This is a genomic window from Anaerococcus octavius (assembly GCF_900445265.1).
GTDB lineage: Bacteria > Bacillota > Clostridia > Tissierellales > Peptoniphilaceae > Anaerococcus > Anaerococcus octavius.
In genome coordinates this window covers 339,708-360,921 of sequence record NZ_UFTA01000002.1, presented here as the reverse complement: position 1 = coordinate 360,921, position 21,214 = coordinate 339,708, and the positions used below count along the sequence as shown (strand labels likewise).

Below are 21,214 nucleotides of genomic sequence, written 5' to 3'. Positions count from 1 at the left end.
ATTATCAAATTTGTAAACTGAAATATGAGTGGATTTTATTTTTTAAAATCTTATTTACTTAACATATAAAAAACGCAGTAGACTTAGTCACTTAAGACCCTGCGTTTTACTTAAGTATTTTTATAACTTTCTTTAATTAATAGTACCTTTTTGATGGCAAATTTTCAAACAAAAAAGCTGGTATTAGCTAAACAAATTATTTTTAAATAATAAGTCCAGCTAATACCAGTTATTTTACCTAGATGGCACTATCAAACCATAATCACCTTTGCGTCTTTTGTATACAACTCTAACATCCATGTCTGCTGCATCATAAAATACAAAAAAGTCATGACCTAATAATTCCATTTGCATAACTGCTTCTTCTGTATTCATTGGTTTTAGAGATATTTCCTTAACTCTTGCTATATTTATATCAGAATCATAAGACTCATCTATATCATATTCTTCATCAAAAGATTCATTAAAGTTTTCAAATCTTATAGAATCTTGATGTCTGTTTTTTGTAAGTCTTGTTTTATGTTTTCTAATTTGCCTTACCAAGGCATCTATAGTCTGATCGATTGCATTTTGATAAGTCTCATCAGATGATTCTGCCCTTAAAATAGGACCCTTATCTAAATACATTGTAGCTTCAGCCTTAAAATCATTACCCTCTTTTGAAATGAGAAGATCTATTTCTTGTTCCTTGGAAAAATATTTATCCAGTCTATCATATTTTCTTTCTGCTTCATAGACTATATCATTAGTGATATTTATATTTTTGCCTTTAATATTAATCTTCATAACATCATCTCCCTTTGTCTTTTTATATAAATACCCAAAATCAGCTTATGCAAACGTATGCAATTTAAAAACTTTATAATATATTGTATAATTAAATTAATAATTGGAGGAAATTATGAGCAAAACAAAAATAAAAGATATACTGGGTTATGATTTTCTCTCTAATCTTGATATTTCTAAGGATGGAGAAAAATTAGCCTACATAAAAACTAAAGCAAATTATGATCATAATAAATACGAAAGTGATCTTTGGATATACAACACAAAAAAAGCTGAAACTTTTCCTATAACAGATAATAAAAATATATCAATTTTTACTTTTAACCAAGATTCAAACTTAGTATATAAAGCAAAATCTGATGATAAAAAAGATACTTTTTATATATATAATGGCTATGGTATAGGTAAAAAAATCTTTGATATAGATTTGGAAGTAAAAAGCATAAAGTTTTTAAAAGATGATTTATATTTGATAAATGCCTCTAACAAAAAAGAAGAAAAAGCTAAGAAAAAAGAAGAAGAAAATAAATACTTTGAAAAACTAGATACCCTACCATTTTGGCTTAATAGTCAAGGTTACTTAAAAAAAGAAGAATCTTCTTATTATTTTTATAAAGCAAATGATGGTAAATTAGTAAAAATAATTGACTCTAAGTTCCCTAATGAAATTTATCGACTTTCTTTAAATGAAGATTTGTCAAAAGTAATTTTTATAAAAGCAAATTATGATAAAAATAATGTAGCAGGCACTCGCGAAAGTTTAGTACTTTTTGATATAAAAACAAAAACAGAAAAAGTTTTAATTGATAGTTTATTCTCTTTTTATACTGCTGAATTTTTATCTGATAAAATTATTTTTGTTGGAAGTGATATGAAAAAGGGTGGCATAAATCAAGATTCCTTTATCTATACTTGCGATTTTGATGGTAATTATAAAAAAATTACTGATGATGATTTTGATATGTCCTTTGGAAATTCTCTAGGAACTGATGCTAGATACGGTTCTAATAAAGACTTCTTTAAAGCAAATGATAGACTATATTTTATAGTGACAGAAAAAGAAACAACAAAACTATATTCTACAGATATAAATGGCGAACTAAAACTAGAAATTGACGAGCAAGTAGAAGACTTTATTATAAATAACAATGACATTTATTATCTGTCAATGTCTGAAAATAGCTTATCTGAGCTAAAGAAAAAAAATAAAGATGTCATATTGGTAGAAAATAAAGTTGATTCTAAATTAGGAAAAATAGAAACATTTTACTTTGAATCTAATGGAGATACTTTAAAAGGTTTTGTCTTATTGCCTCCAAAGTTTAATAAAAACAAAAAATATCCTGCTATTTTAAGTATCCATGGTGGACCAAAAACAGAGTTTGGGTCTATCTTTCACCATGAACACCAAGTGCTTGCTAGCAATGACTATATAGTAATTTATACAAATCCTCATGGATCTAGTGGCAATGGAGTAGAATTTTCTGATATTCGTGGAAAATATGGTGATATAGACTACGATGACTTGATGAGATTTGTAGACTTGGCTATAGAAAAATATCCACAAATTGATAGTGGAAATCTTGGAGTATATGGAGGATCTTATGGTGGATTTATGACAAATTGGATAATAGGTCATAATGATCGTTTCAAAGCTGCTTGCTCTCAAAGATCAATTTCAAATTGGACTAGTTTTTATGGAGTCAGTGACATCGGTTATTATTTTGGCTATGATCAAATAACTGCAACTCCATGGAACAGCTTAGATAAGATGTGGGATCAATCTCCAATAAAATATGCTGATAAGGCAAAAACTCCTACCCTATATATCCACTCAGATGAAGATTATCGCTGTCCGCTAGAACAAGGTTTGCAAATGTATACAAAATTAAAATTAAATGGTGTTGATACAAAAATGTTTGTCTTCCATGGAGAAAACCACGAGCTATCAAGATCTGGTAAACCTCATTCTAGGATAAAAAGACTAAAAGAAATAAAAAAATGGTTTGATGGGCATCTGAAATAATGAAAACTGAAACAAAAGTAAAATTAAAAAAAACCACAGCAGATATGCTCTATAGGTTTAAATATCATGAGATCACCAACAATTCGGCGGCCCTGTCCTTTTACTTATTACAAGCATCGATCCCACTTTTGATGGTTCTTGTATCAGTAGTTTCAAGAATTTTAAATAATAATACAGACGTTATATATTCACTTATAGAGTTTTTGCCAACCGCTACCCAAGACATGGCCAAATGGGTTATTGATACTATTTTTGTAAATACCAGTTCAGCATCTGTTACAGTAATTACTGTTTTATTTGCTCTATGGTCAGCCACAAAGGGTATAAACAACCTAATGTTTTCTATAAATAAAGCCTATGGTCTTGATGGAGAAAGTAAGTATGTCAAGCAAAGACTATCATCTTTGCTATATACAATTATATTTGTAGCATTTATAGTATTTATTTTAGTTTCTCAAATCTATGGACCAAGCATACTAACTTTTATAAACGATCAGGTTTTAACGAGAATATCCGATAGGGCCTTCGGTGGTGTTTTTGATAAAGTCATCAAAACTTTATCATCACCTTTATTTAGAATAATACTGACATTGGGTCCTATTTTTATAATGTCTGTAGTTTTTGCAATATTTTATAAATTTGCTCCAAACAACAAAGAAGATCGAGTGCCCTTTAAAGATTCTCTTTGGGGTGGTATTTTTGCTACTATAACTATATACATTGCAACATTCATATACTCATTTTTTTTAAATAACTTTTCCAGACAATCTGTAGTCTATGGAGCTTTGGCAGGTATATTGGCATTATTTATTTGGTTAAACTTAGTATCTACAATATTGATACTAGGTGCAGAACTTATAGATGCAGTTAGAGAAAATTATAAAATAAAATCAGACGAAGAAATATTAGACTTTGAAAAAGAGAATAAATCCCTAAAAGAAACTGTAGAATCTAGCCTTACAAATCCAAGCAAGGACAATCAAAACAAGAAAGAGGAAAAAATGGATAAGAGATCATTACGTAAAATGTTTAGAGATATTAGATACCGTATGGACTATGATCACAAAAATATGGTCGACTATAGTATATACACCAAGTTTTTAAATTCAGAATTATTTTATGAAGCTAAATCTATATTTATCTACGTATCAGTAGCAGATGAAGTAGATACTTATGAAATAATCAAAAAAGCTCTAGAATTTGGCAAGGAAGTTTATGTACCCTATATAAATGATCCAGAAAATTTCCAAATGCAAGCTGCAAAAATCTACTCTCTGGATGATCTAGGCATAGGAGAATTTAATATACCAACTGCAAAAAATATAGAAATTATAGAAAATCCTGATCTTACTATCGTCCCAGGACTTGGATTTGATAGAAATAAAAATAGAATAGGCTATGGAGGCGGATACTACGATAGATATCTTAGTAAAAATCAAACTACATCTGTTGGATTTTTTGCAAGTGACTTTGAAATAGATGAAATAGAAACTAATGAATATGATTATAAACTTGATTATATAATCACAGAAAAAGAAATATTTTAATTAAAAGGACTTTTAATAGTCCTTTTTTGGAGGCTAAATGAAAAAAATACTTGCAGTTATTCTTTCACTTATATGTATAAGTGCCTGTAATAAAACTACTAACAAAACCATAGAAAATAATGATGGAAAGAAAATGGTCTACAATAATTTACAAACAAAACAGTCTAGAAACGATCTTAAAAATATAATGTCTAATACAGATCTTAACAAAAATAATACAGAAAGATTTTTCAAACAAGTGAATTTTTTTAATAAACAGGTAGATAAGGACTTGCTAGTTAGTAAAGATTATGAAAGAGCAGACAAGATTAAAGATTATGACTTCTATAAAATTCAAGAAGAACTTTATAAAAAATATCCAACTTTTACAGGTATCAATTGTAGGATAACAAGTTTTGGACTAATATCAGATAAAATAAATATAAAAAATACTAAAAATCCAAACCTTTCTGTAGTAGAAATTGATAATACAAGCTTTGAAGATAATCCTGTTCCTACTTTAGAAAAAGAAGAAATAGCAAAATTTAATAAATTTTACTCAGCCATTCCTACAGAAAATAAAAATGATAGAGATTTTCAAATAGAAAAAATAAAAGATTTTTGGAAAGACAATGGCATAACAATCAATACAGGCAAAAACTATAATCTTATATCGGTATTTGTCTTTTCAAATTTAGATGAGAATAACAACGAGCTTTTTATCGGACATACAGGATTATTATTTAACATGGAAGACGATAGATACATGCTAGTAGAAAAACTAGCTTTTACAGCTCCCTACCAAGTCGTAATCTTTGAAAACAAAAATGATTTGTACGATTATTTGATGGAACTTTACGATTTTTCAAATGAACAATCTCCCTTAAAGCCACTTATTTTTGAAAATGATAAAATATTAGAAAAAAATAATTCCCCTTCTTAGGGGAACTTTTATATTTCTCTTATAGCAAAAGTCTCTTTGCTAAGCTTATTCAAATATTTTTTTATTTTTATTTTTCTTTTAAAGTTTAAATCTTCTTTATAAACTAGAGGATTGGCTGAGTTTGCTTTTCTTTGATCATTTTCAAAATCTACTCTAAACTGAGAGTCTAGATTGTCAATAGTTTGACCTAGGTCTAAGTTATAATATCTAAATTTCTTATCTCCTATTATTTCCTCTTGCTTATTAAAAATCAAATCGTCTATAGCTAGTTTTGAAGTATTTACTCCATTTAGTGTTGCAAAATAATGGCTACGTCCTTGGCGTAAATTTATTTCAAAAGCATAAAATTTGCCAGTTTTAGTATCTTTTTTGAAGTCTAGATTAAATAATCCATACACTCCTAGTGTTTCTACTATTTTTTTTGCATAGTCAAAGAGAATCTTTTCATCAGAATCTATTTTTGCAACAAAATTTCCTATCCACTCTACTCTCTTGTCTAAAAGAATATTTCTAGACATTGCCATAGAAATAGTAGATGTTGACCTATATCCTTCTACGGAATACTCACTACCATCTCCTCCTGCTACAAATTCTTGAACTAAGATATTGTAATCATAGCCATTTTCAAAAATTGTCTTTAATATTTCTAAAGTTTGTTCTTTTGATTTAGAATGATATCCTTTTTGCCAACCTTCAAAATCTAAAGTTTTATAAAAAACATCATTATCTGGCTTTATAAATACATCTTCTGGATAGGTCAAGTCCTTATAATTTTTACTATCTGCTACAAATGTTTTTGGAGCTAAGTCTAAGTCTTTTATTTTTTCATAAAATTTATTTTTTGTAGAAATTTCATTTATAATATCTTGGTCTGCATAAGGCATAAGAGGCTTAAATTTTAATTTTTCTATATTTTTTAGAGCAAAGGTCCTCATAACATCATCTGGAGCAAATATTATAAAGTTTTCGTAATTATCTTTGTTTTCCTCATAGATTTTATCTAAAACTTCCTTAAAAACTTCTGGATCTTTAGAAAAATTTTCTTTTTTATAAAAATTAATTATTTGAGAATTTATGCAAGGAAGAAAAATTGCAGATGTAGCAACTGCTGGTTTTATCTCGTAAGCTTCATAAATTTCTCTTGCTATTGAATATGTATTTAGGTCTGAACCTAGTATAATTGGTAAAAATTTGTTCATTTATTCTCCCCTATTTTGCTAATACTCTTCTTTGCTAATAGTGATATCTATTATATAATCGTATAATATAAAAAGCAAATCCTATAGATAAGGAGCATTTTATGAAAAAATTAGGCGTATTAGGTGGTATGGGGCCCTTGTGTACAGCTATTTTTTATAAAAAATTGGTAAAAAATACAAAAGCTAATAAGGACCAGGACCATATACCTACAATTATACTTTCAGATCCTCAAATTCCAGATAGAACAAAAGCTATAATTACTGGAGATGACGAGGATATATTACTTAATAAAATAAAAGAAGACTTAGAAAATTTAGAAAAGCAAGGAGTTGATAATATAGCTATCCCCTGTAATACTATGCACTATTATTATGATACTTTTAAAGACTATACAAGTGTAAATATTATAAATATGGTAGAAGAAACCTTGCTATATTGCAAAAATAAAAATGCAAAGAATATTGCAGTTTTAGGAACACTTGCTACAGCAAATTGTGATATCTATGAAAAATATTCCAAAGATATTGGAATCAACATAATAGAAATGGATGAAAATATTAAAAACTTTACTATGGATACCATATACAAAATAAAAGAAACAAACGAAACATCTTATCCTGAATTTTTAGAGATGCTAGAAGATTTAAAAGATACAAAGGTTGATGCAATTATACTAGCTTGCACTGAACTATCAATGATAGATGATATCACTTCATATGATTATGTTATAGATGCCATGGATATATTGGCCTATGAATCTATAAAAAAATCAGATTTCGAGCTAAAGTTTTAAAATTACAAAATTTCTTAATAATACTTTAACACCACCTTTGTTATAATTAATTCGTTAACGAGGTGGATTTTTATGAGCAAAAGAAAAACTTTAAATAAAAGATATGATTATCTGAATATACTAAGGGCTGTAGCATTTTTTGCTGTATCGCTCTTTCACACCTATTCACATTTTGTGCCAGGTGGTTATCTTGCAGTAATTATATTTTTAGTTCTATCAGGTTTTTTAACCGTTAGAACAGCAAGCAACAGGCAAGTCGATACATTTACAAAACTTAGGAAAAAATTTAGAAATATACTAAGTCCAGTTTACCTAATAATGGCAATTTCTTTGATATTTTCATTTAAATTTGCTAGAAATATTTTTGATGATAGTATTAAATCTACCCTACCAGTTGCCTTAAATTTTGAAAATATTAGACGCATTGTAGTAGGAGATGATTATTTTAACCAATTAGGCAATTTTAATATGTTTTTGCATATGTGGTATGTATCGCTTTATATGCAATTTATAGCTATATTTTTACTAATTGATCAATACTTAGCAAATCCTAAAAAAAATAACAAGAGAATTGTTGTCTTTGGTTTAATGACCATAATTAGTTTTATACTAATATTGGTTTTAGCTAGGTCAGATAAAGATATCACTAGGATATACTATGATATAAGTACCAGATTTTCTGCCTTTGGTCTTGGAATCTTAGCATTTTTAATAAATGAAAAAATTGATAAAAAAGCTATTGATTTAAAAATAGATCCTAGAATTATATTAGCAATATTAGGACTATTGACTGTAATTCCATTTTTCCTAATAGACGGAAAGAATATATCATCCTACCATTTATTCTTTATCTTTTATACAATTCTAGTAGGAGTATTGATTACATTTTTATATAATTTTGAAGATGCTAATAGATATGATGTAAAAAAACATAATATTTTTTATAAATCTATTTTATATATAGGTGATAGATCCTTTTACCTATATCTATGGCAATATATAGTGCAAATATTTGCCCTATACTTCTTTCCTAGTTTGATGGATAATATATTTTTGAACTTATTATTACAATTTTTAACTGTAATAATTTTATCAGAAATTACCTATCAAATTTTAAAGGTAAAAAAAATAAGAAAATATATTCAGTTAACGGCAATAATTATTTTTGTTATTCTAACTATAACATCAGTAGTACTAGGTAATAGTAAGGATAAAGAAATAAATAATCTTAGAAAAGATATTGAAACAAATCAAGCAAAAATTGACCAAGCCAATAAGGAAATGATTGCTAAAAATAAATCTTCAAAATCAAAGAACAAGAATAATAAAAGCAAGGAAAAAGAAAATCAAAGCTCAAATAAGATTCCCCAAACAAAGCAATTAGATAAAAACTTTAAGCAAAAAGCCTACAATAATTTTAACTTTACAGAAAAAGAGCTAGAGTATCTAAAAAATATAAATATAACAGCCGTAGGTGATTCTGTAATTATAAATGCAGATTCCTATATAAGGAAATACACACCAAACTTTTACCTAGATGGAAAAGTAGGTAGAGATATGGTTTCTGGACCTGAAATCCTATCACAAATCAAAAATAATTATGGGTTAGGCGATGTCGTTTTAATATCTTTAGGTTCTAACGGTTCTGCCAATGAAGAAGATTTAAATAAAATAATGGAAATAGCAGATGGTCGTGATGTTTACTTTGTAAACACATCCCACACCCAATCTTATATGGATTATGTAAATAAATCCTTATTAGAGTTTACAGAAAATAACGAAAAAGCTCATTTGGTAGACTGGAGAGGCTTTATAAAAGATAAGCCAGATCTACTAGCACCAGACAGAACCCACCCTAATAAAGAAGGTTCAGATGATTTTGCAAAACTAATAATGAGAAAAATCCTTAATGTAAATAAGGTTAGAGACTAGAATAGATATCCTAAACATGTAGAAAGATATAGGCAAAATAATATACTTTATTCAAAGTACAAATTCAGAAAAAATAATCATAATTCTAATAAAGAAAATACCTGCTAATAATCAAAGATAGGATGTCCAGATTATAGTTACTGCGAATAGTACTTTAATAAAAGTAAAATTAAAAAATTATAATAACTAATATCTAAATTAAGAAATCCCGGGTAAACCGGGATTTTTTATTTATTTATTAAAATAAAACCTAGAATTAATACTACAAATACAAGACCCATAATATCCACTATATTTATCCTAGCACCTTCATCTCCCACCTTATTTCTAAATAAAAGGTGAGATATACAATAAACAATACTCTGACCTAAAACTAAGAAGAAAACTATATTATCTGTTACAGCTGTAAATCCTTGGTTTATTCCTAGATAGATTAGGTAAATTATTTCAAATATTAAGGTAAATGCATAGGCAGACCTTATAGCAAATAGGTTGTGTTGCATTTCCATTTCATCCATTTTTCTCATAAATTTTACTCCTATAATTTAAATATATCATTTACTTTCATAGCAAAATAATCAGAAATTTTTAAAGCCAGTTCCAACGATGGATCATACTTGTCATTTTCTATGGCAATTATAGTCTGCCTTGATACTTCTAATATTTCTGCTAAGTCTTCCTGCCTGAGTCCCTTCTCCTTTCTGAGATTTTTAATATTATTTTTCATAAACTTTCTCCATATAAATACTCCACCCCCAAAAAAGTAAAACACGTTTTACATTTTCATTGTAATATTTAAATAGTAAAATGTCAAGTTTGTTTTACATTTCACTCCTTATCTTTCTATAAAAAAGCCAGCATATTTACTATGCTGGCTAAATAATTATATTTATTTTTCAACAGGCTCTAATTTTTCTTTACCACCCATATACATTCTAAGTGGTTCTGGTATTTTTACTGTGCCATCTGCTTGTAGTAGGTTCTCTAAAAACGCTATTAACATTCTTGGTGGAGCTACTACTGTATTATTTAATGTGTGAGCAAAGTATGTGCCATCTTCTCCACGCAATTTGATTCCTAGTCTTCTTGCTTGAGCATCACCTAGGTTTGAGCAAGATCCTACTTCAAAGTATTTTTGTTGGCGTGGGCTCCATGCTTCTACATCGCAAGATTTTACTTTTAAATCTGCTAAATCACCTGAACAACATTCTAATGTTCTTACCGGTATTTCTAGACTTCTAAAGAAATCTACCGTGTTATTCCATAATTCGTTGTAAAATTCTTTTGATTCTTCTGGTTTACAAATTATAACCATTTCTTGTTTTTCAAATTGGTGGATACGATATACTCCACGTTCTTCTATACCGTGAGCTCCCACTTCTTTTCTAAAGCATGGTGAGTAGCTAGTCATTTTTAGTGGCATATCTTCTTCATCATTGATTGTATTAATAAATTTACCAATCATTGAGTGTTCTGATGTACCTATTAGATATAAATCTTCTCCCTCAATTTTATACATCATATTTTCCATTTCTTCGAAGCTCATAACTCCTGTTACAACTTCACTTCTTATCATAAATGGAGGTATATAATATGTGTATCCACGGTCAATCATAAAATCTCTTGCATATGAAAGAATAGCTGAGTGTAGTCTTGCTATATCGCCTTTTAGATAGTAAAAACCAGATCCTGATGTTTCTCTAGCCGCATCTAGTTCTATACCATCAAAACTTTCCATAATATCTATGTGGTATGGTACCTCATAGTCTGGAACTACCGGTTCACCGTATTTATCATTTTCCACATTTTCGCTATCATCTTTGCCTATTGGTACAGAGTCATCGATGATTTGTGGAATTTTTTGCATTCTAGTTTTGATCTCATCTTCGAATTTTTTAGTTTCTTCTTCTATATGAGCAAGTCTATCGTTTATTTCACCTACATGCGCTTTTGCTTCTTCTGCTAGGTCTTTTTTACCTTGTCCCATTAAAGCACCTATTTCTTTTGAAACTTTATTTCTTTCTGCTCTTAGGTTATCTCCCTCAGTTTTAAAAGCTCTGCCCTTTTCATCTAGTTCTAGGACTTCATCAACTAAGTGTAGTTTTTCTTCTTGAAATTTCTTTTTGATATTTTCTTTTACAAGCTCAGGGTTTTCTCTAACTAATTTTATATCTATCATTTTTTCTCCTTTTTCGCATAAAAAAAGACCATCATCCTACATGGGACGAAGGTCTCGTGGTGCCACCCAATTTTTATGTATAACATACTCATATTAAAAAAAGCTAAAGGTAGATTCACTATCATCTGCCAAAGATTTTCACCAGCCATCTTCTCTCTAAAGACTTCATAATAGTTACTATGTCTTATTATCGCTCATATTCAATTAATAATAGTATACAATGAAACTATATTTTATTCAATCCCCTTTTTACTTTTCGCAATAATTAATGCTATTAAAAAACTAACTATAAAAGCAAATACAAAACCAAAGCCAGATTCTTGAAGAGGTAGTTTTGCCATAGCATTTACATAAAAATTATCCTCAAAGCCTATAGCTTTGATACTATCAGCAAGGCTAACAAAACCAACTGCTGTGACGACAATTTTATAGAGAATTGGATCTATACTATCCCTATCAATAAGATTTAAAATATAAAGGCTAATTACTATAGGATAAATAAATAGCAAAATAGGTATTGATATTTCCATTATTTTTTCTACTCCCAATATTGATAATATAAAGCTTATAATAACACCCAATCTTACATAAAATTTATAGGAAAATCTATCAGACTTTTCTGCAAAATTTGTTGCAAAAGCAGATAAAAGTCCAATAGCTGTAGAAAGACAAGCAAATCCTACAACAAGGCTTAAGGCAGCTTGTAAATTTCTTCCTAAAAGATTTTCTGCAATAGTAATAAATAAATCCGTCCTAGTTATAGAAGTATCAGCATAAGCAATTGATTTTGCTCCTATAAATGTTAGACCAGTATAAACAATTACTAGACCTAAAACAGCTATAAGTCCAGAATAAATTGTAGCTCTTATCAAATCATCTTGTTTTTTAAATCCTTTGTTTCTAAAATCGTTTAAAATAATACCTGTTGTAAAAACTGGCCCTAGAGAATCCATAGTTTGATATCCTTCTACAAATCCTAAGGACAATTTGTTTTCGGGAGTAGACTTTAAAGCTACATCTGGATATGTAATTCCTTTTATAATTAAAAAAGCTAGGATAAGTAAAAGCATAGGAGTCAAATATTTGCCAACCCTATCTATAACCTTTGATCCGTTTATAGTTAAAACATAAACTAGGGCAAAAAATAAAAAGGAAAATAGTACTTTATTAAAATTTGGATAAAAAGGCAAGATGCCTACTTCAAAGGTTGTTGCACCAGTTCTTGGAATTGATAAAAGCGGACCTACTAAAGTTATACATATTAAGCTTAAAATCGATCCGAAATTTTTGCTTATTTTCACACCAAACTCATTTAGATTTGCTGATCGCTTACTGACAGCCAAAATTCCTAAAAGAATCAATAAACTATCAGATAAATTAAATCCCATGGATGATACAAACCAACCATCTCCAGAATGCATTCCTAAAAAGGGAGGAAAGATAAGATTGCCCGCACCAAAAAAAATGGCAAAAAGAGCAAATCCTGATATCAATATTTTTTTAGTATCTAGTTTTTCATTATTCATTGATTTCACCTACTTTTTTGATTTACTTTATATTATACAAGTAAATTGTGAAAATAGTATATTAATCAAGATTTTTTTGATCATCAAGTTTTTTTTCAATTTGCTCTAGGTGTTTGTGAATGTCTCTTATAATTATTTCCGTTTTTAAATTCACTATATAATCTTCTTGGGCTCTTTGCCTATCTTTTTCTTCTTGGCGATTTTGGCTCATCATTATTAGTGGAGCTTGAATAGCGGCCACACAAGATAAGACTAGGTTTAATAAAATAAATGGATATGGATCAAAAGCCTTATTTTTCAATTTTGTATTTATAATCATCCAAGTTACTAAGCAAAATATAAAAATTATTATAAAAGTCCAAGAACCAGCAAATTTTGCGATTTTATCTGCTGCTTTTGCCCCAAAGGTATAATCTTCTTTTTCTTTTTTTGCTCTTTTTGAAAGACTATCTTTTATTAACATTACAATTTCTTCATCATCAAGTCCCAAATCATTATCTAGTATGGTTTGAAGAATTTCTGCTTCTGTTTCATTATGATTTTGCATAATATCTCCTTAAAATTTATTTAATTTTATTTTATCCATTTATTTAAAAAATAAAAGATGGCTAGTCTGCCATCTTATCTAAAATATGATTTATTGCTTTTTGTGGTATACCAATATCTTCTACAATGCATTTGTTTTTGTATATTGATCTTTCAAAAACTCCTTGTTTCATTAGTTGCATAGATACTATCAAGTCACAATCTACTATCTCTCCCCAGCTATCTCCACTTGTAGAATCTAGTCCTGATGGGACATCTATAGATATAATATATTTTAAAGAACTATTTATAAGGGAAATCACATAAGCATAGGTGCCAGAAATAGTACGATCAAGACCAGTGCCAAATATTCCTTCTATAATTGTAGTAACATTTGATAAATTTGCTTCCATAAACTCTAAGTCAGCTATGGTATCTACCATGTAGATATTTTCGGTAAGATTTTTGATAGCTTCATAGTTTAGGATAAACTCATCACTGGCCTTATCTATATTACCGATAATATAAGTATCTACATAATAATCCCTAGCTAAAAGGTTTCTTGCAACAGCAAGTCCATCAGCTCCATTATTGCCAATGCCTGCAACAATTGCAAAAGTTTTTCTAATATCTAAATTAATATTTTTTATAACTGCAAGTGCTGCTCTTTCCACTAGGCAAAGAGCTGGTATCTTTAGCTGCTCTATGGCATATTTATCGATTGCTATCATCTGATTTTTATCTACAACTAGCATAATTACCTCAAAATTCTCTTGTTTTCAGCCTCAAATCTTCACCAAATATCTCATAAACTTCACTATTACCAATTATTCTTGAAAAAATTCTCTCTCCATACATTTCAGAAAGCATTGTTTCATCAAAATTTGTAGAAAAAATAATTGGTTTGCCAGCAATCATTCTGTTATTTACGACTTCAAATAAATTTGCAGAATCATTTTTGCTAGATGGTTCACTTCCTAGGTCATCTATTATTAGTAAATCACATTCTAAGATAAAATCAAACTGTTCTTGGTGTTTTGCACGAGCTTCTTCAAAAGCCCAGTTATAGTCATTTAAAAATTTAAAAAGTCTGGATGATGTCATATAAAGAACCGAATAATTGCGGTCTAGTATTTCCTTAGCAATAGAATTTAATAAGTAAGTCTTACCACGACCTACATCGCCAAAAATATATAAATTATTATTTTGCTTATCAAAATCATTTATAAATCCATACAGGGATTTTTTTATGTGCTGGATATTTTGGTATGGAGTTATTGGATAATCTTTGTAAGGATTATCTGAAAATAAAGAATCATCAAAATTTCTAAAGTTTTCTCTAGATATTAGACTTCTAATATTCGATTGACTATAATTTTGATCAATTATTAGCTGCTTACGACAAGAACACATTTTTGTACCGACAAAACCAGTATCCTTGCAAATTGGATGATGGTATCTGATTTCCATATAGTCTTTCTCAAATCCATTTGCTTCTAAAATTCTAGCTTTTTCTATTCTTAATTGTTTAAGATCATTTTCTTTTTTTTCAGTATCATCTCCCTTTAATCCGTCTTGGATGATAATATATCCTAATTCCCTTATATTTTTATCTAAAGACTCCATAGATGGAATTTTTTTGTAAACTTCGTTGATTCTTTTCTTTTGATCTATAAGATTTTGCTCACGTCTTTGGGCTAAAATATGTGTAACTTTATTATTAGTTTCCATTATTATCTTCCCCTAGCATTCTTCTAAAACGCTCTTCACGTGCTTTTTGAGCATAATTTTTTATTTCATCATTGTTTGATGATCTTTTCCTATATTGTCTTGGTGAATTTTTTTTAGCCAACTTTTGGCGTTCTTCTTTCATTTTTAAATCATTTAGAGTAAATATTCCCTGGTCTCTCCAGGTTTTTATGTAGCCTAAGACATATTTTACATCCATATTTCCATTGGCTTTTCCTTGGCGAAAGGCTTCTGTAACTAACTCTGGGTCTGAGTCATAGTCCATAAGGGTTTCTTGGATACGAGTGATATCTGCTGGAGTCAGACTCCTATCTAGGATTCTTTCGATATTATCAAACATAATAGACTTTCTGCCTGCTTTATCAAAGTTGATTTCATTGGATGATTTGCTATTGTCTCCATAATACATTTGCCTAAGGGATACTATTTCTATAAAATTTTGTCCTGAAGTGTCTCTTTTTTCTCTGAAAACTCCCATATTTATCCAAAAATCTATGCATTCATTAAATTTTTCTTCTGTAAATGATAGCTGTTTTTGAATTTTTTTTGTATCCACATATCCAGTATTGTAGGCATCTTTATAGACCAATAAAAAAACTTTAAGACTATCTCCATCTGCCATTTGTACATAGGTATTTAAAAACATATTTTCAAAAGCTGTCATACCTAAATCTAGCTTCACATCTTGCATCTTAAAGTTCATAATAATCATCCTTTTTTAAATTCATTATTAGTATCTTAGAATAAATAATATCATGTTTTTTTTCAAAGTATCTTTCATCTACATCAATTTTTTGGTTTTCAAAAATTTCACTAGTATAACCACATTCTTTAAATCCTAATTTTTTATATAAATTAATTGCTCTTTCATTAAACAAATTAACTTCTAAAAGCATTTCTTTAAACTTTAGAACAATAAAGTAATAATCCAAAAACTGATTCATAGCTTCATATCCAAAGCCATCTGATACATAATTAGGATCAAAAACTATTCCTAATTTTGATCTTTTTGTTAGGGGATTGTAATTTTTCAGACCTAAAAATCCAATAAATCTATCATCTTCACTTTTTTTTACTGCAAAATATCTTTTTCGAGGAGTGCTTACTGAATTGTACCAAAAATTTATTTCAAAATCTGATAAATCTCCATAATTATAGCCAGATAATCTAGGATCTTCAAACTTTCCCCAATATTTTAAGTCCATAGCTGTTTGACGATTTATTTTTTCTATATAAATTCTAGGATTTTCTTGTCTATACATTTTCTTCCTTATAACTTAGATCTCTAAAGGTTGTACATGGTTTATTGAAAAATAAATCAAGGATTCCTGTTGCACCATTTCTGTGTTTTGCTACTATAACTTTCGCAATATTTGGATTGTCTTCTTCATCATAATAATCTTCTCTATATAAAAGCATTACAACATCAGCATCTTGTTCTATAGCTCCTGATTCTCTAAGGTCTGATAAAATTGGTTTATGGTCTGCTCTTTTGTCAGCCTCACGAGATAATTGGGCAAGGGATAGGATTGGGCAGTTTAATTCTTTTGATAAAGTTTTTAATCCTCTTGATATAGATGCAATTTCATTTTGCCTATTTTCTTGGTAGCCATCTGCTTGCATTAGCTGCAAATAATCTATAACTACTAGGTCTACTCCTACTTCTGCTTTAAGTCTTTTTAATTTTGATCTCATCTCTGATAGAGTAATACCTGGTGTTTCGTCTACATATAAGTCTTTTGCAGCTATTTGTTTTGTAGCTGTAAATAGTAATTCCCATTCATCGTCTTTTATTCTACCATTCATAACTTGTTCTAGATCTATCATAGAAACCATAGATAAAAGTCTATAATTTAACTGAAGGGTAGACATTTCTAAAGAGAAAAATGCAACTGATTTTCCTTCTTTAGCAGCATTCCATGCCATTGTGAGTCCTAGGGCTGTTTTTCCCATGGCTGGACGAGCTGCAAGTAAGATTAATTGTGATGGTTGCAGGCCTGAAAGTTTTATATCAATAGTCTCTAATCCTGTGGTCACTCCAGTTATATTGCCATCATTTAATGATAATTCGTTTATGACTTGAACAGTCTCATCTAGGGTATCTCCTACTTTTATCAAACCCTCGTTAAGTTTATTTTGAGATATATCAAAAATTTTACTCTCAGCCATAGATAAGATACTAGAAACATCTTCATTTTGCCTGTAGCTTAAATCCATAATATCTTCACTTGCCCCTATAAGACTTCTAAGCAGTGCTTTTTCTTTGACAGTTTTTGCGTATGTATCGATATTTGGAGTATAAAATGAGGAGAGGGTAATCTCAGTGATAAACTCCTCCCCTCCAACTTCTTGTAATATATTTTCATTCCTTAACTGAGATAATAAACTTACTTCGTCAACCTTAATGTCTTTTTCAAACATGGTGACTATTGATTTATATATCCTTTGGGTCCTGGAATCATAAAAGTCTACAGGTTTTATTATTTGATTTGCTTTATCAAAAGTTTCATTTTTTTTGATAATACTTCCGATTATGGCTTTTTCTGCTAAGAAGTCGTAAGGTAGAGGCTTATTTGCCTCTGTCACTATTGTACCTCAGCTACAACTTCCACTTTAAGATTTGCATTTATTTCTGGATAAAGTCTAACATTTAGTTCGAATTCTCCAGCTCCATCAATTTTTTCTACATTCTCGATTCTTTTTCTGTCAATTTCGATACCTTGTTCAGCTAATGCTTCTGCAATATCTTTATTTGTTACTGAACCAAATAGTTTACCATCTTCACCAACATTTACTCTTTGAGTAATTGTAATAGCTTCGATTTTTTCTTTTAATTCTTCAGCTTCTTTTCTATTTTCAGCTTCTTCAGCTTTTAATTGAGCTTGCATTTCTTCAAGTTCAGCCATATTTTTCTTTGTTGCTTCTACAGCTAAACCTTGTGGATTTAGGTAATTTCTAAAATATCCTGGTTTTACATCAACTAAATCACCTTTAACTCCAACTCTTACAATATTATCTTTTAGTATTACTTTCATTTTCTTCTTCCTCTCTTAAGTATTCATTTATTGATTTTCTTAGCATATCTTCAGCATTTTCCATGCTCATGTCTAATTGGGTAGCAGCAGCTGTTAAGTGACCGCCCCCTCCGATACGTTCTAGTATTAATTGTACCGATATATCGCCTAAGCTTCTACCAGAAATATGGATTTTGTTGTTAGCTTTTGTAAGTACAAATGATGCCTTAACACCCTTTATTGTAAGCAAATCATCAGCAGCCTGACTTGCAATTAAGCTTGATCCATCAATATCTCTATTAAAATGAGCTATGGCAATCATATCATTTACTATACTCGAATCTGCTATAACTTCCGACTTATATCTAACAATTTCAAAGTCATCTTTAAACATACGTTTTATATAAACAGAGTCAGCTCCCCAGCGTTTTAAAATGCTGGCTGCTTCAAATGTACGCACACCTGTTTGGTATACAAAGTTTTTTGTATCTACAGTTATTCCTGCTAAAAGTCCTTCTGCTATAGATGTACGTGCTTTAAAGTCTTCATCTAAATAATTTAACATTTCTGTTACAAGTTCTGATGCACTTGAAGCATATGGTTCTATATATGCAATTGTTGCTTTTTTAATATAATCATTACCACGTCTGTGATGGTCAATTATAAAGATTTGATCAGTTTTTTCAATTAAGCTTGGAGCTTCAGTTGAATTTTTCCTATGATTATCTACAACAACTACCAAAGATGAAGGTTTTATGCGAGCTAGGGCTTGGTCTTCAGATAAAATATTTTCTTTTAAGTCTTCTAAGCTCCCAGTTGTACTATTATATATATTTTCGATTTGTCTAGGTACTTCATTTAAAACTATATATGCATTTTTTTCTAAAAACCTTACACCCTCGTAAACTCCAAGTGATGAACCAAAGGAATCCATATCTGGATTATTGTGTCCCATGATATAAACATCACTTGAGGCATTTACCATTCTTCTTAAAGCTCCAGATATTACCCTAGATTTTACCTTTGAAGTTTTTTCTGTGGCTTTAGACTTTCCACCAAAGTATTCATAGTTATCATCTATTTTTACAACTGCTTGGTCACCACCACGTGATAAAGCAATATCAATTGCTACTCTAGAATCTCCATAAATTTCTCTTGGATCAGCCCCAGAAATCCCAGCTCCTATTGATAAGGTGGGATTTATTTCATTTCCTAATTCTATGTCTCTTACTTGATCTAAAATTGAAAATTTATCTTCATGAATATCTCTATAATCTTGATATTCCATTACTACCATAAATCTATCATTTTCATATTTTCTAACAATGCCATTGTGCTCTTTGAAATATTCATTTATAACTCTATCTACAGCACCTAATACTTGTGGGCGATTGACAGACTCTGTACTATTTCTTAAATCTTCATAATTATCTAAAAATATAGTGAAAAATACTAGTCTCTTATCTTTAAATAACTGCTTAATAGATTCATCGTAAGTGTTATCTATGGCATATAGAAAAATTTCATTAGTATTTAGCTCATCATTATAGACAGTAGAGAAGTAAAATTGCATATATTTTTCATCTACTTCTATCGTTATAGGTTGGATCATTTCTTTATTTGAAAAGTCAATATCAGCAAAACTCGGTATCAATTTTGTGATATCAACTCCTACCAAGTCTTCACTTGGGAAAAGATTTCTAAAATATCCATTATGCCATTTGATATTGTCTCCATCCGTTAAAACTGCAATAGGAAAAGGCATCTCAAATACCAAATTTTTTGTAATGCTATCAAAACTAGAATGGACACCATCTACATATTTTTGTATGGATTTTTGGTTGTCATCTCTAACTCTTTGCAGGTAGAAAAACAATACTCCACATCCTAAAATAGATATAGCCCCAAGTATTTGGTTATAGTAAAAAACTATTACAGATGTTATAACCGGCAGGATAAGTGAATATATAATATGTGCATTATCCTTATTCGAATTATTTTGCATCTATCCTCCTTGTTTTGTTTCTAAAATCTACAAAAATATCGGCTATACCAAGCAACAGAAAAATAACCATAAAAAAGTAGAAAAAGATGATAATAAAAAAACATCTCATCCCACGGGTCAAACTAGCTGACCTAGCCATATTTAAGTAATCATAAGTAAAAATGCCATTTAAAATTAATACTATAGCTACCATGCACACTAAGTTTGAACTTATATAAGTGCTAGGTACATCAATAAACATATTTAATAGAAAATAAATTACTACAGCTGATATAAGCATAATTGTAAGGTCTTTTTTGCCTATTCTAATAGTATTAAGATTTTTCATATCGACTGCCTTATTTTTATAGGCAAGATAATTTCTAACAATTTTTAATGAAAATATACTATATACCATGGCAAGGGCTGCCAAAATGGATGGATACAAAGCAAATGATCTTTCATAAACACTATCTGCTATATCATATTGCATATTTTCTGCAAATACTTCTTTTAGCTCTTTAGCCATATCAGCTATTGTAACACCTTCTGTTATCATTTGGTATTTATAAACTCCAATAAAAACAAGACTAGCTAATAAAAAATTAATCAATATTTGATTTTTATCACTAAGTTTTGATTTTACCAAAATAATTTCTATTAAAGATAAAATCAATATCGGTATATAAAATAAAGTAACTGACCTGATATTTTCAAAAATCAATCCTACTAAAAATGAGCCAATTAATACAATTAAAAAGTCTTTTAAACCTTTATCTAAGGCTATTACCGCAAATAAAATTGGTATAGTTATTAACATTATAAAGCTAGAGCTTGATGCTAACGTCAAAATGCTTATTAAACATATGTAAAATAAGACATTTACTATTTTATTTAAATTTTTGCTTTTGTTCATAGATTTCCTTTCATTTAGATTTATCATAAAGGCTAAAGTTGAACAATCTTCGCTCAATTTGACTTTATATATTTTACTCCTAAGTTAATAAGTATCAATTTTAAAAAAACTATAA

Annotated in this window: 20 protein-coding genes; 5 read left to right on the top strand and 15 right to left on the bottom strand. The window is 29.2% G+C overall.

Going from position 1 to position 21,214, the window contains the following annotated elements:
- Nucleotides 1–234: 234 nt before the first annotated feature.
- Nucleotides 235–786, bottom strand: coding sequence for a ribosome hibernation-promoting factor, HPF/YfiA family (gene hpf / locus DY249_RS01855; RefSeq protein WP_101539850.1), 552 nt, complete (start codon nucleotides 784–786; stop codon nucleotides 235–237).
- Between the two features lie 115 nt (nucleotides 787–901).
- Between hpf and DY249_RS01850 the strand changes: the two genes are divergently transcribed.
- From DY249_RS01850 to DY249_RS01840, 3 genes are read left to right on the top strand one after another with little or no spacing between them, the layout of a single operon-like run.
- Nucleotides 902–2,812 carry an alpha/beta hydrolase family protein gene (locus DY249_RS01850; protein ID WP_115594986.1) on the top strand — a complete coding sequence of 637 codons (1,911 nt, stop codon included), beginning with the start codon at nucleotides 902–904 and terminating at the stop codon, nucleotides 2,810–2,812.
- Nucleotides 2,812–4,359 carry a 5-formyltetrahydrofolate cyclo-ligase gene (locus tag DY249_RS01845; protein ID WP_115594985.1) on the top strand — a complete coding sequence of 516 codons (1,548 nt, stop codon included), beginning with the start codon at nucleotides 2,812–2,814 and terminating at the stop codon, nucleotides 4,357–4,359. The genes DY249_RS01850 and DY249_RS01845 overlap by 1 nt, the downstream gene beginning before the upstream one ends.
- 37 nt (nucleotides 4,360–4,396) lie before the next feature.
- The gene (locus DY249_RS01840; protein ID WP_115594984.1) at nucleotides 4,397–5,281 is read left to right on the top strand and encodes a DUF4300 family protein; all 885 of its coding nucleotides are present in this window, start codon (nucleotides 4,397–4,399) and stop codon (nucleotides 5,279–5,281) included.
- 8 nt (nucleotides 5,282–5,289) lie between these two features.
- On the opposite strand, the gene DY249_RS01835 is transcribed toward DY249_RS01840, so the two are convergent.
- Nucleotides 5,290–6,480 carry a carboxylate--amine ligase gene (locus DY249_RS01835; protein WP_115594983.1) on the bottom strand — a complete coding sequence of 397 codons (1,191 nt, stop codon included), beginning with the start codon at nucleotides 6,478–6,480 and terminating at the stop codon, nucleotides 5,290–5,292.
- Between the two features lie 101 nt (nucleotides 6,481–6,581).
- Between DY249_RS01835 and DY249_RS01830 the strand changes: the two genes are divergently transcribed.
- Together DY249_RS01830 and DY249_RS01825 are read left to right on the top strand one after the other, a co-directional pair.
- The gene (locus tag DY249_RS01830) at nucleotides 6,582–7,274 is read left to right on the top strand and encodes an aspartate/glutamate racemase family protein (protein WP_115594982.1); all 693 of its coding nucleotides are present in this window, start codon (nucleotides 6,582–6,584) and stop codon (nucleotides 7,272–7,274) included.
- A 72-nt stretch (nucleotides 7,275–7,346) separates the two neighbouring features.
- Entirely contained in the window at nucleotides 7,347–9,206 is a 1,860-nt protein-coding gene (locus tag DY249_RS01825; protein WP_115594981.1) for an acyltransferase family protein, read from the top strand.
- 227 nt (nucleotides 9,207–9,433) lie between these two features.
- Here the strand turns inward: DY249_RS01825 and DY249_RS01820 are convergent, their stop codons facing one another.
- From DY249_RS01820 to DY249_RS01760, 13 genes are all read right to left on the bottom strand, one after another.
- Complete coding sequence (locus tag DY249_RS01820) at nucleotides 9,434–9,733, bottom strand: hypothetical protein (RefSeq protein WP_101539839.1); 300 nt, start codon at nucleotides 9,731–9,733, stop codon at nucleotides 9,434–9,436.
- An 11-nt stretch (nucleotides 9,734–9,744) separates the two neighbouring features.
- Nucleotides 9,745–9,933 carry a helix-turn-helix transcriptional regulator gene (locus tag DY249_RS01815; protein ID WP_101539838.1) on the bottom strand — a complete coding sequence of 63 codons (189 nt, stop codon included), beginning with the start codon at nucleotides 9,931–9,933 and terminating at the stop codon, nucleotides 9,745–9,747.
- A gap of 162 nt (nucleotides 9,934–10,095) precedes the next feature.
- Complete coding sequence (gene serS, locus DY249_RS01810) at nucleotides 10,096–11,385, bottom strand: serine--tRNA ligase (protein WP_115594980.1); 1,290 nt, start codon at nucleotides 11,383–11,385, stop codon at nucleotides 10,096–10,098.
- A gap of 233 nt (nucleotides 11,386–11,618) precedes the next feature.
- Nucleotides 11,619–12,911, bottom strand: coding sequence for a branched-chain amino acid transport system II carrier protein (brnQ, locus tag DY249_RS01805; RefSeq protein ID WP_115594979.1), 1,293 nt, complete (start codon nucleotides 12,909–12,911; stop codon nucleotides 11,619–11,621).
- A gap of 61 nt (nucleotides 12,912–12,972) precedes the next feature.
- Nucleotides 12,973–13,458, bottom strand: a complete 486-nt coding sequence (locus DY249_RS01800) for a DUF1003 domain-containing protein (RefSeq protein WP_115594978.1) — start codon at nucleotides 13,456–13,458, stop codon at nucleotides 12,973–12,975.
- 61 nt (nucleotides 13,459–13,519) lie between these two features.
- The gene (locus tag DY249_RS01795) at nucleotides 13,520–14,191 is read right to left on the bottom strand and encodes an NAD(P)H-hydrate epimerase (RefSeq protein ID WP_115594977.1); all 672 of its coding nucleotides are present in this window, start codon (nucleotides 14,189–14,191) and stop codon (nucleotides 13,520–13,522) included.
- 7 nt (nucleotides 14,192–14,198) lie between these two features.
- The gene (locus tag DY249_RS01790; RefSeq protein ID WP_115594976.1) at nucleotides 14,199–15,167 is read right to left on the bottom strand and encodes an ATP-binding protein; all 969 of its coding nucleotides are present in this window, start codon (nucleotides 15,165–15,167) and stop codon (nucleotides 14,199–14,201) included.
- Nucleotides 15,157–15,888: a DnaD domain-containing protein gene (locus DY249_RS01785; RefSeq protein ID WP_115594975.1), complete on the bottom strand. Its 732-nt coding sequence runs from the start codon at nucleotides 15,886–15,888 to the stop codon at nucleotides 15,157–15,159. Before DY249_RS01785 ends, DY249_RS01790 begins: the two co-directional genes overlap by 11 nt.
- On the bottom strand, nucleotides 15,878–16,447 hold the full coding sequence (locus DY249_RS01780) for a GNAT family N-acetyltransferase (protein WP_101539831.1): 570 nt from the start codon (nucleotides 16,445–16,447) through the stop codon (nucleotides 15,878–15,880). The genes DY249_RS01785 and DY249_RS01780 overlap by 11 nt, the downstream gene beginning before the upstream one ends.
- Nucleotides 16,440–17,771: a replicative DNA helicase gene (gene dnaB / locus DY249_RS01775; RefSeq protein WP_115594974.1), complete on the bottom strand. Its 1,332-nt coding sequence runs from the start codon at nucleotides 17,769–17,771 to the stop codon at nucleotides 16,440–16,442. Before dnaB ends, DY249_RS01780 begins: the two co-directional genes overlap by 8 nt.
- Nucleotides 17,771–18,220 carry a 50S ribosomal protein L9 gene (gene rplI, locus DY249_RS01770; protein ID WP_101539829.1) on the bottom strand — a complete coding sequence of 150 codons (450 nt, stop codon included), beginning with the start codon at nucleotides 18,218–18,220 and terminating at the stop codon, nucleotides 17,771–17,773. The genes dnaB and rplI overlap by 1 nt, the downstream gene beginning before the upstream one ends.
- Complete coding sequence (locus DY249_RS01765) at nucleotides 18,198–20,204, bottom strand: DHH family phosphoesterase (protein ID WP_115594973.1); 2,007 nt, start codon at nucleotides 20,202–20,204, stop codon at nucleotides 18,198–18,200. The genes rplI and DY249_RS01765 overlap by 23 nt, the downstream gene beginning before the upstream one ends.
- Nucleotides 20,194–21,099, bottom strand: coding sequence for a DUF2232 domain-containing protein (locus DY249_RS01760; protein ID WP_172540045.1), 906 nt, complete (start codon nucleotides 21,097–21,099; stop codon nucleotides 20,194–20,196). Before DY249_RS01760 ends, DY249_RS01765 begins: the two co-directional genes overlap by 11 nt.
- Between the last annotated feature and the right edge of the window lie 115 nt (nucleotides 21,100–21,214).

Excerpts from the sequence above, each read along its gene's own strand:
- DY249_RS01820 (WP_101539839.1), bottom strand. The coding sequence starts at position 9,733 with ATGAGAAAAATGGATGAAATGGAAATGCAACACAACCTATTTGCTATA.
- DY249_RS01840 (WP_115594984.1), top strand. The coding sequence starts at position 4,397 with ATGAAAAAAATACTTGCAGTTATTCTTTCACTTATATGTATAAGTGCC.
- brnQ (WP_115594979.1), bottom strand. The coding sequence starts at position 12,911 with ATGAATAATGAAAAACTAGATACTAAAAAAATATTGATATCAGGATTT.
- DY249_RS01780 (WP_101539831.1), bottom strand. The coding sequence starts at position 16,447 with ATGTATAGACAAGAAAATCCTAGAATTTATATAGAAAAAATAAATCGT.
- DY249_RS01785 (WP_115594975.1), bottom strand. The coding sequence starts at position 15,888 with ATGAACTTTAAGATGCAAGATGTGAAGCTAGATTTAGGTATGACAGCT.
- DY249_RS01760 (WP_172540045.1), bottom strand. The coding sequence starts at position 21,099 with ATGAACAAAAGCAAAAATTTAAATAAAATAGTAAATGTCTTATTTTAC.
- DY249_RS01830 (WP_115594982.1), top strand. The coding sequence starts at position 6,582 with ATGAAAAAATTAGGCGTATTAGGTGGTATGGGGCCCTTGTGTACAGCT.
- DY249_RS01835 (WP_115594983.1), bottom strand. The coding sequence starts at position 6,480 with ATGAACAAATTTTTACCAATTATACTAGGTTCAGACCTAAATACATAT.
- DY249_RS01850 (WP_115594986.1), top strand. The coding sequence starts at position 902 with ATGAGCAAAACAAAAATAAAAGATATACTGGGTTATGATTTTCTCTCT.
- rplI (WP_101539829.1), bottom strand. The coding sequence starts at position 18,220 with ATGAAAGTAATACTAAAAGATAATATTGTAAGAGTTGGAGTTAAAGGT.
- DY249_RS01825 (WP_115594981.1), top strand. The coding sequence starts at position 7,347 with ATGAGCAAAAGAAAAACTTTAAATAAAAGATATGATTATCTGAATATA.
- DY249_RS01800 (WP_115594978.1), bottom strand. The coding sequence starts at position 13,458 with ATGCAAAATCATAATGAAACAGAAGCAGAAATTCTTCAAACCATACTA.
- DY249_RS01790 (WP_115594976.1), bottom strand. The coding sequence starts at position 15,167 with ATGGAAACTAATAATAAAGTTACACATATTTTAGCCCAAAGACGTGAG.
- hpf (WP_101539850.1), bottom strand. The coding sequence starts at position 786 with ATGAAGATTAATATTAAAGGCAAAAATATAAATATCACTAATGATATA.
- DY249_RS01845 (WP_115594985.1), top strand. The coding sequence starts at position 2,812 with ATGAAAACTGAAACAAAAGTAAAATTAAAAAAAACCACAGCAGATATG.
- DY249_RS01815 (WP_101539838.1), bottom strand. The coding sequence starts at position 9,933 with ATGAAAAATAATATTAAAAATCTCAGAAAGGAGAAGGGACTCAGGCAG.
- DY249_RS01795 (WP_115594977.1), bottom strand. The coding sequence starts at position 14,191 with ATGCTAGTTGTAGATAAAAATCAGATGATAGCAATCGATAAATATGCC.
- DY249_RS01765 (WP_115594973.1), bottom strand. The coding sequence starts at position 20,204 with ATGCAAAATAATTCGAATAAGGATAATGCACATATTATATATTCACTT.
- serS (WP_115594980.1), bottom strand. The coding sequence starts at position 11,385 with ATGATAGATATAAAATTAGTTAGAGAAAACCCTGAGCTTGTAAAAGAA.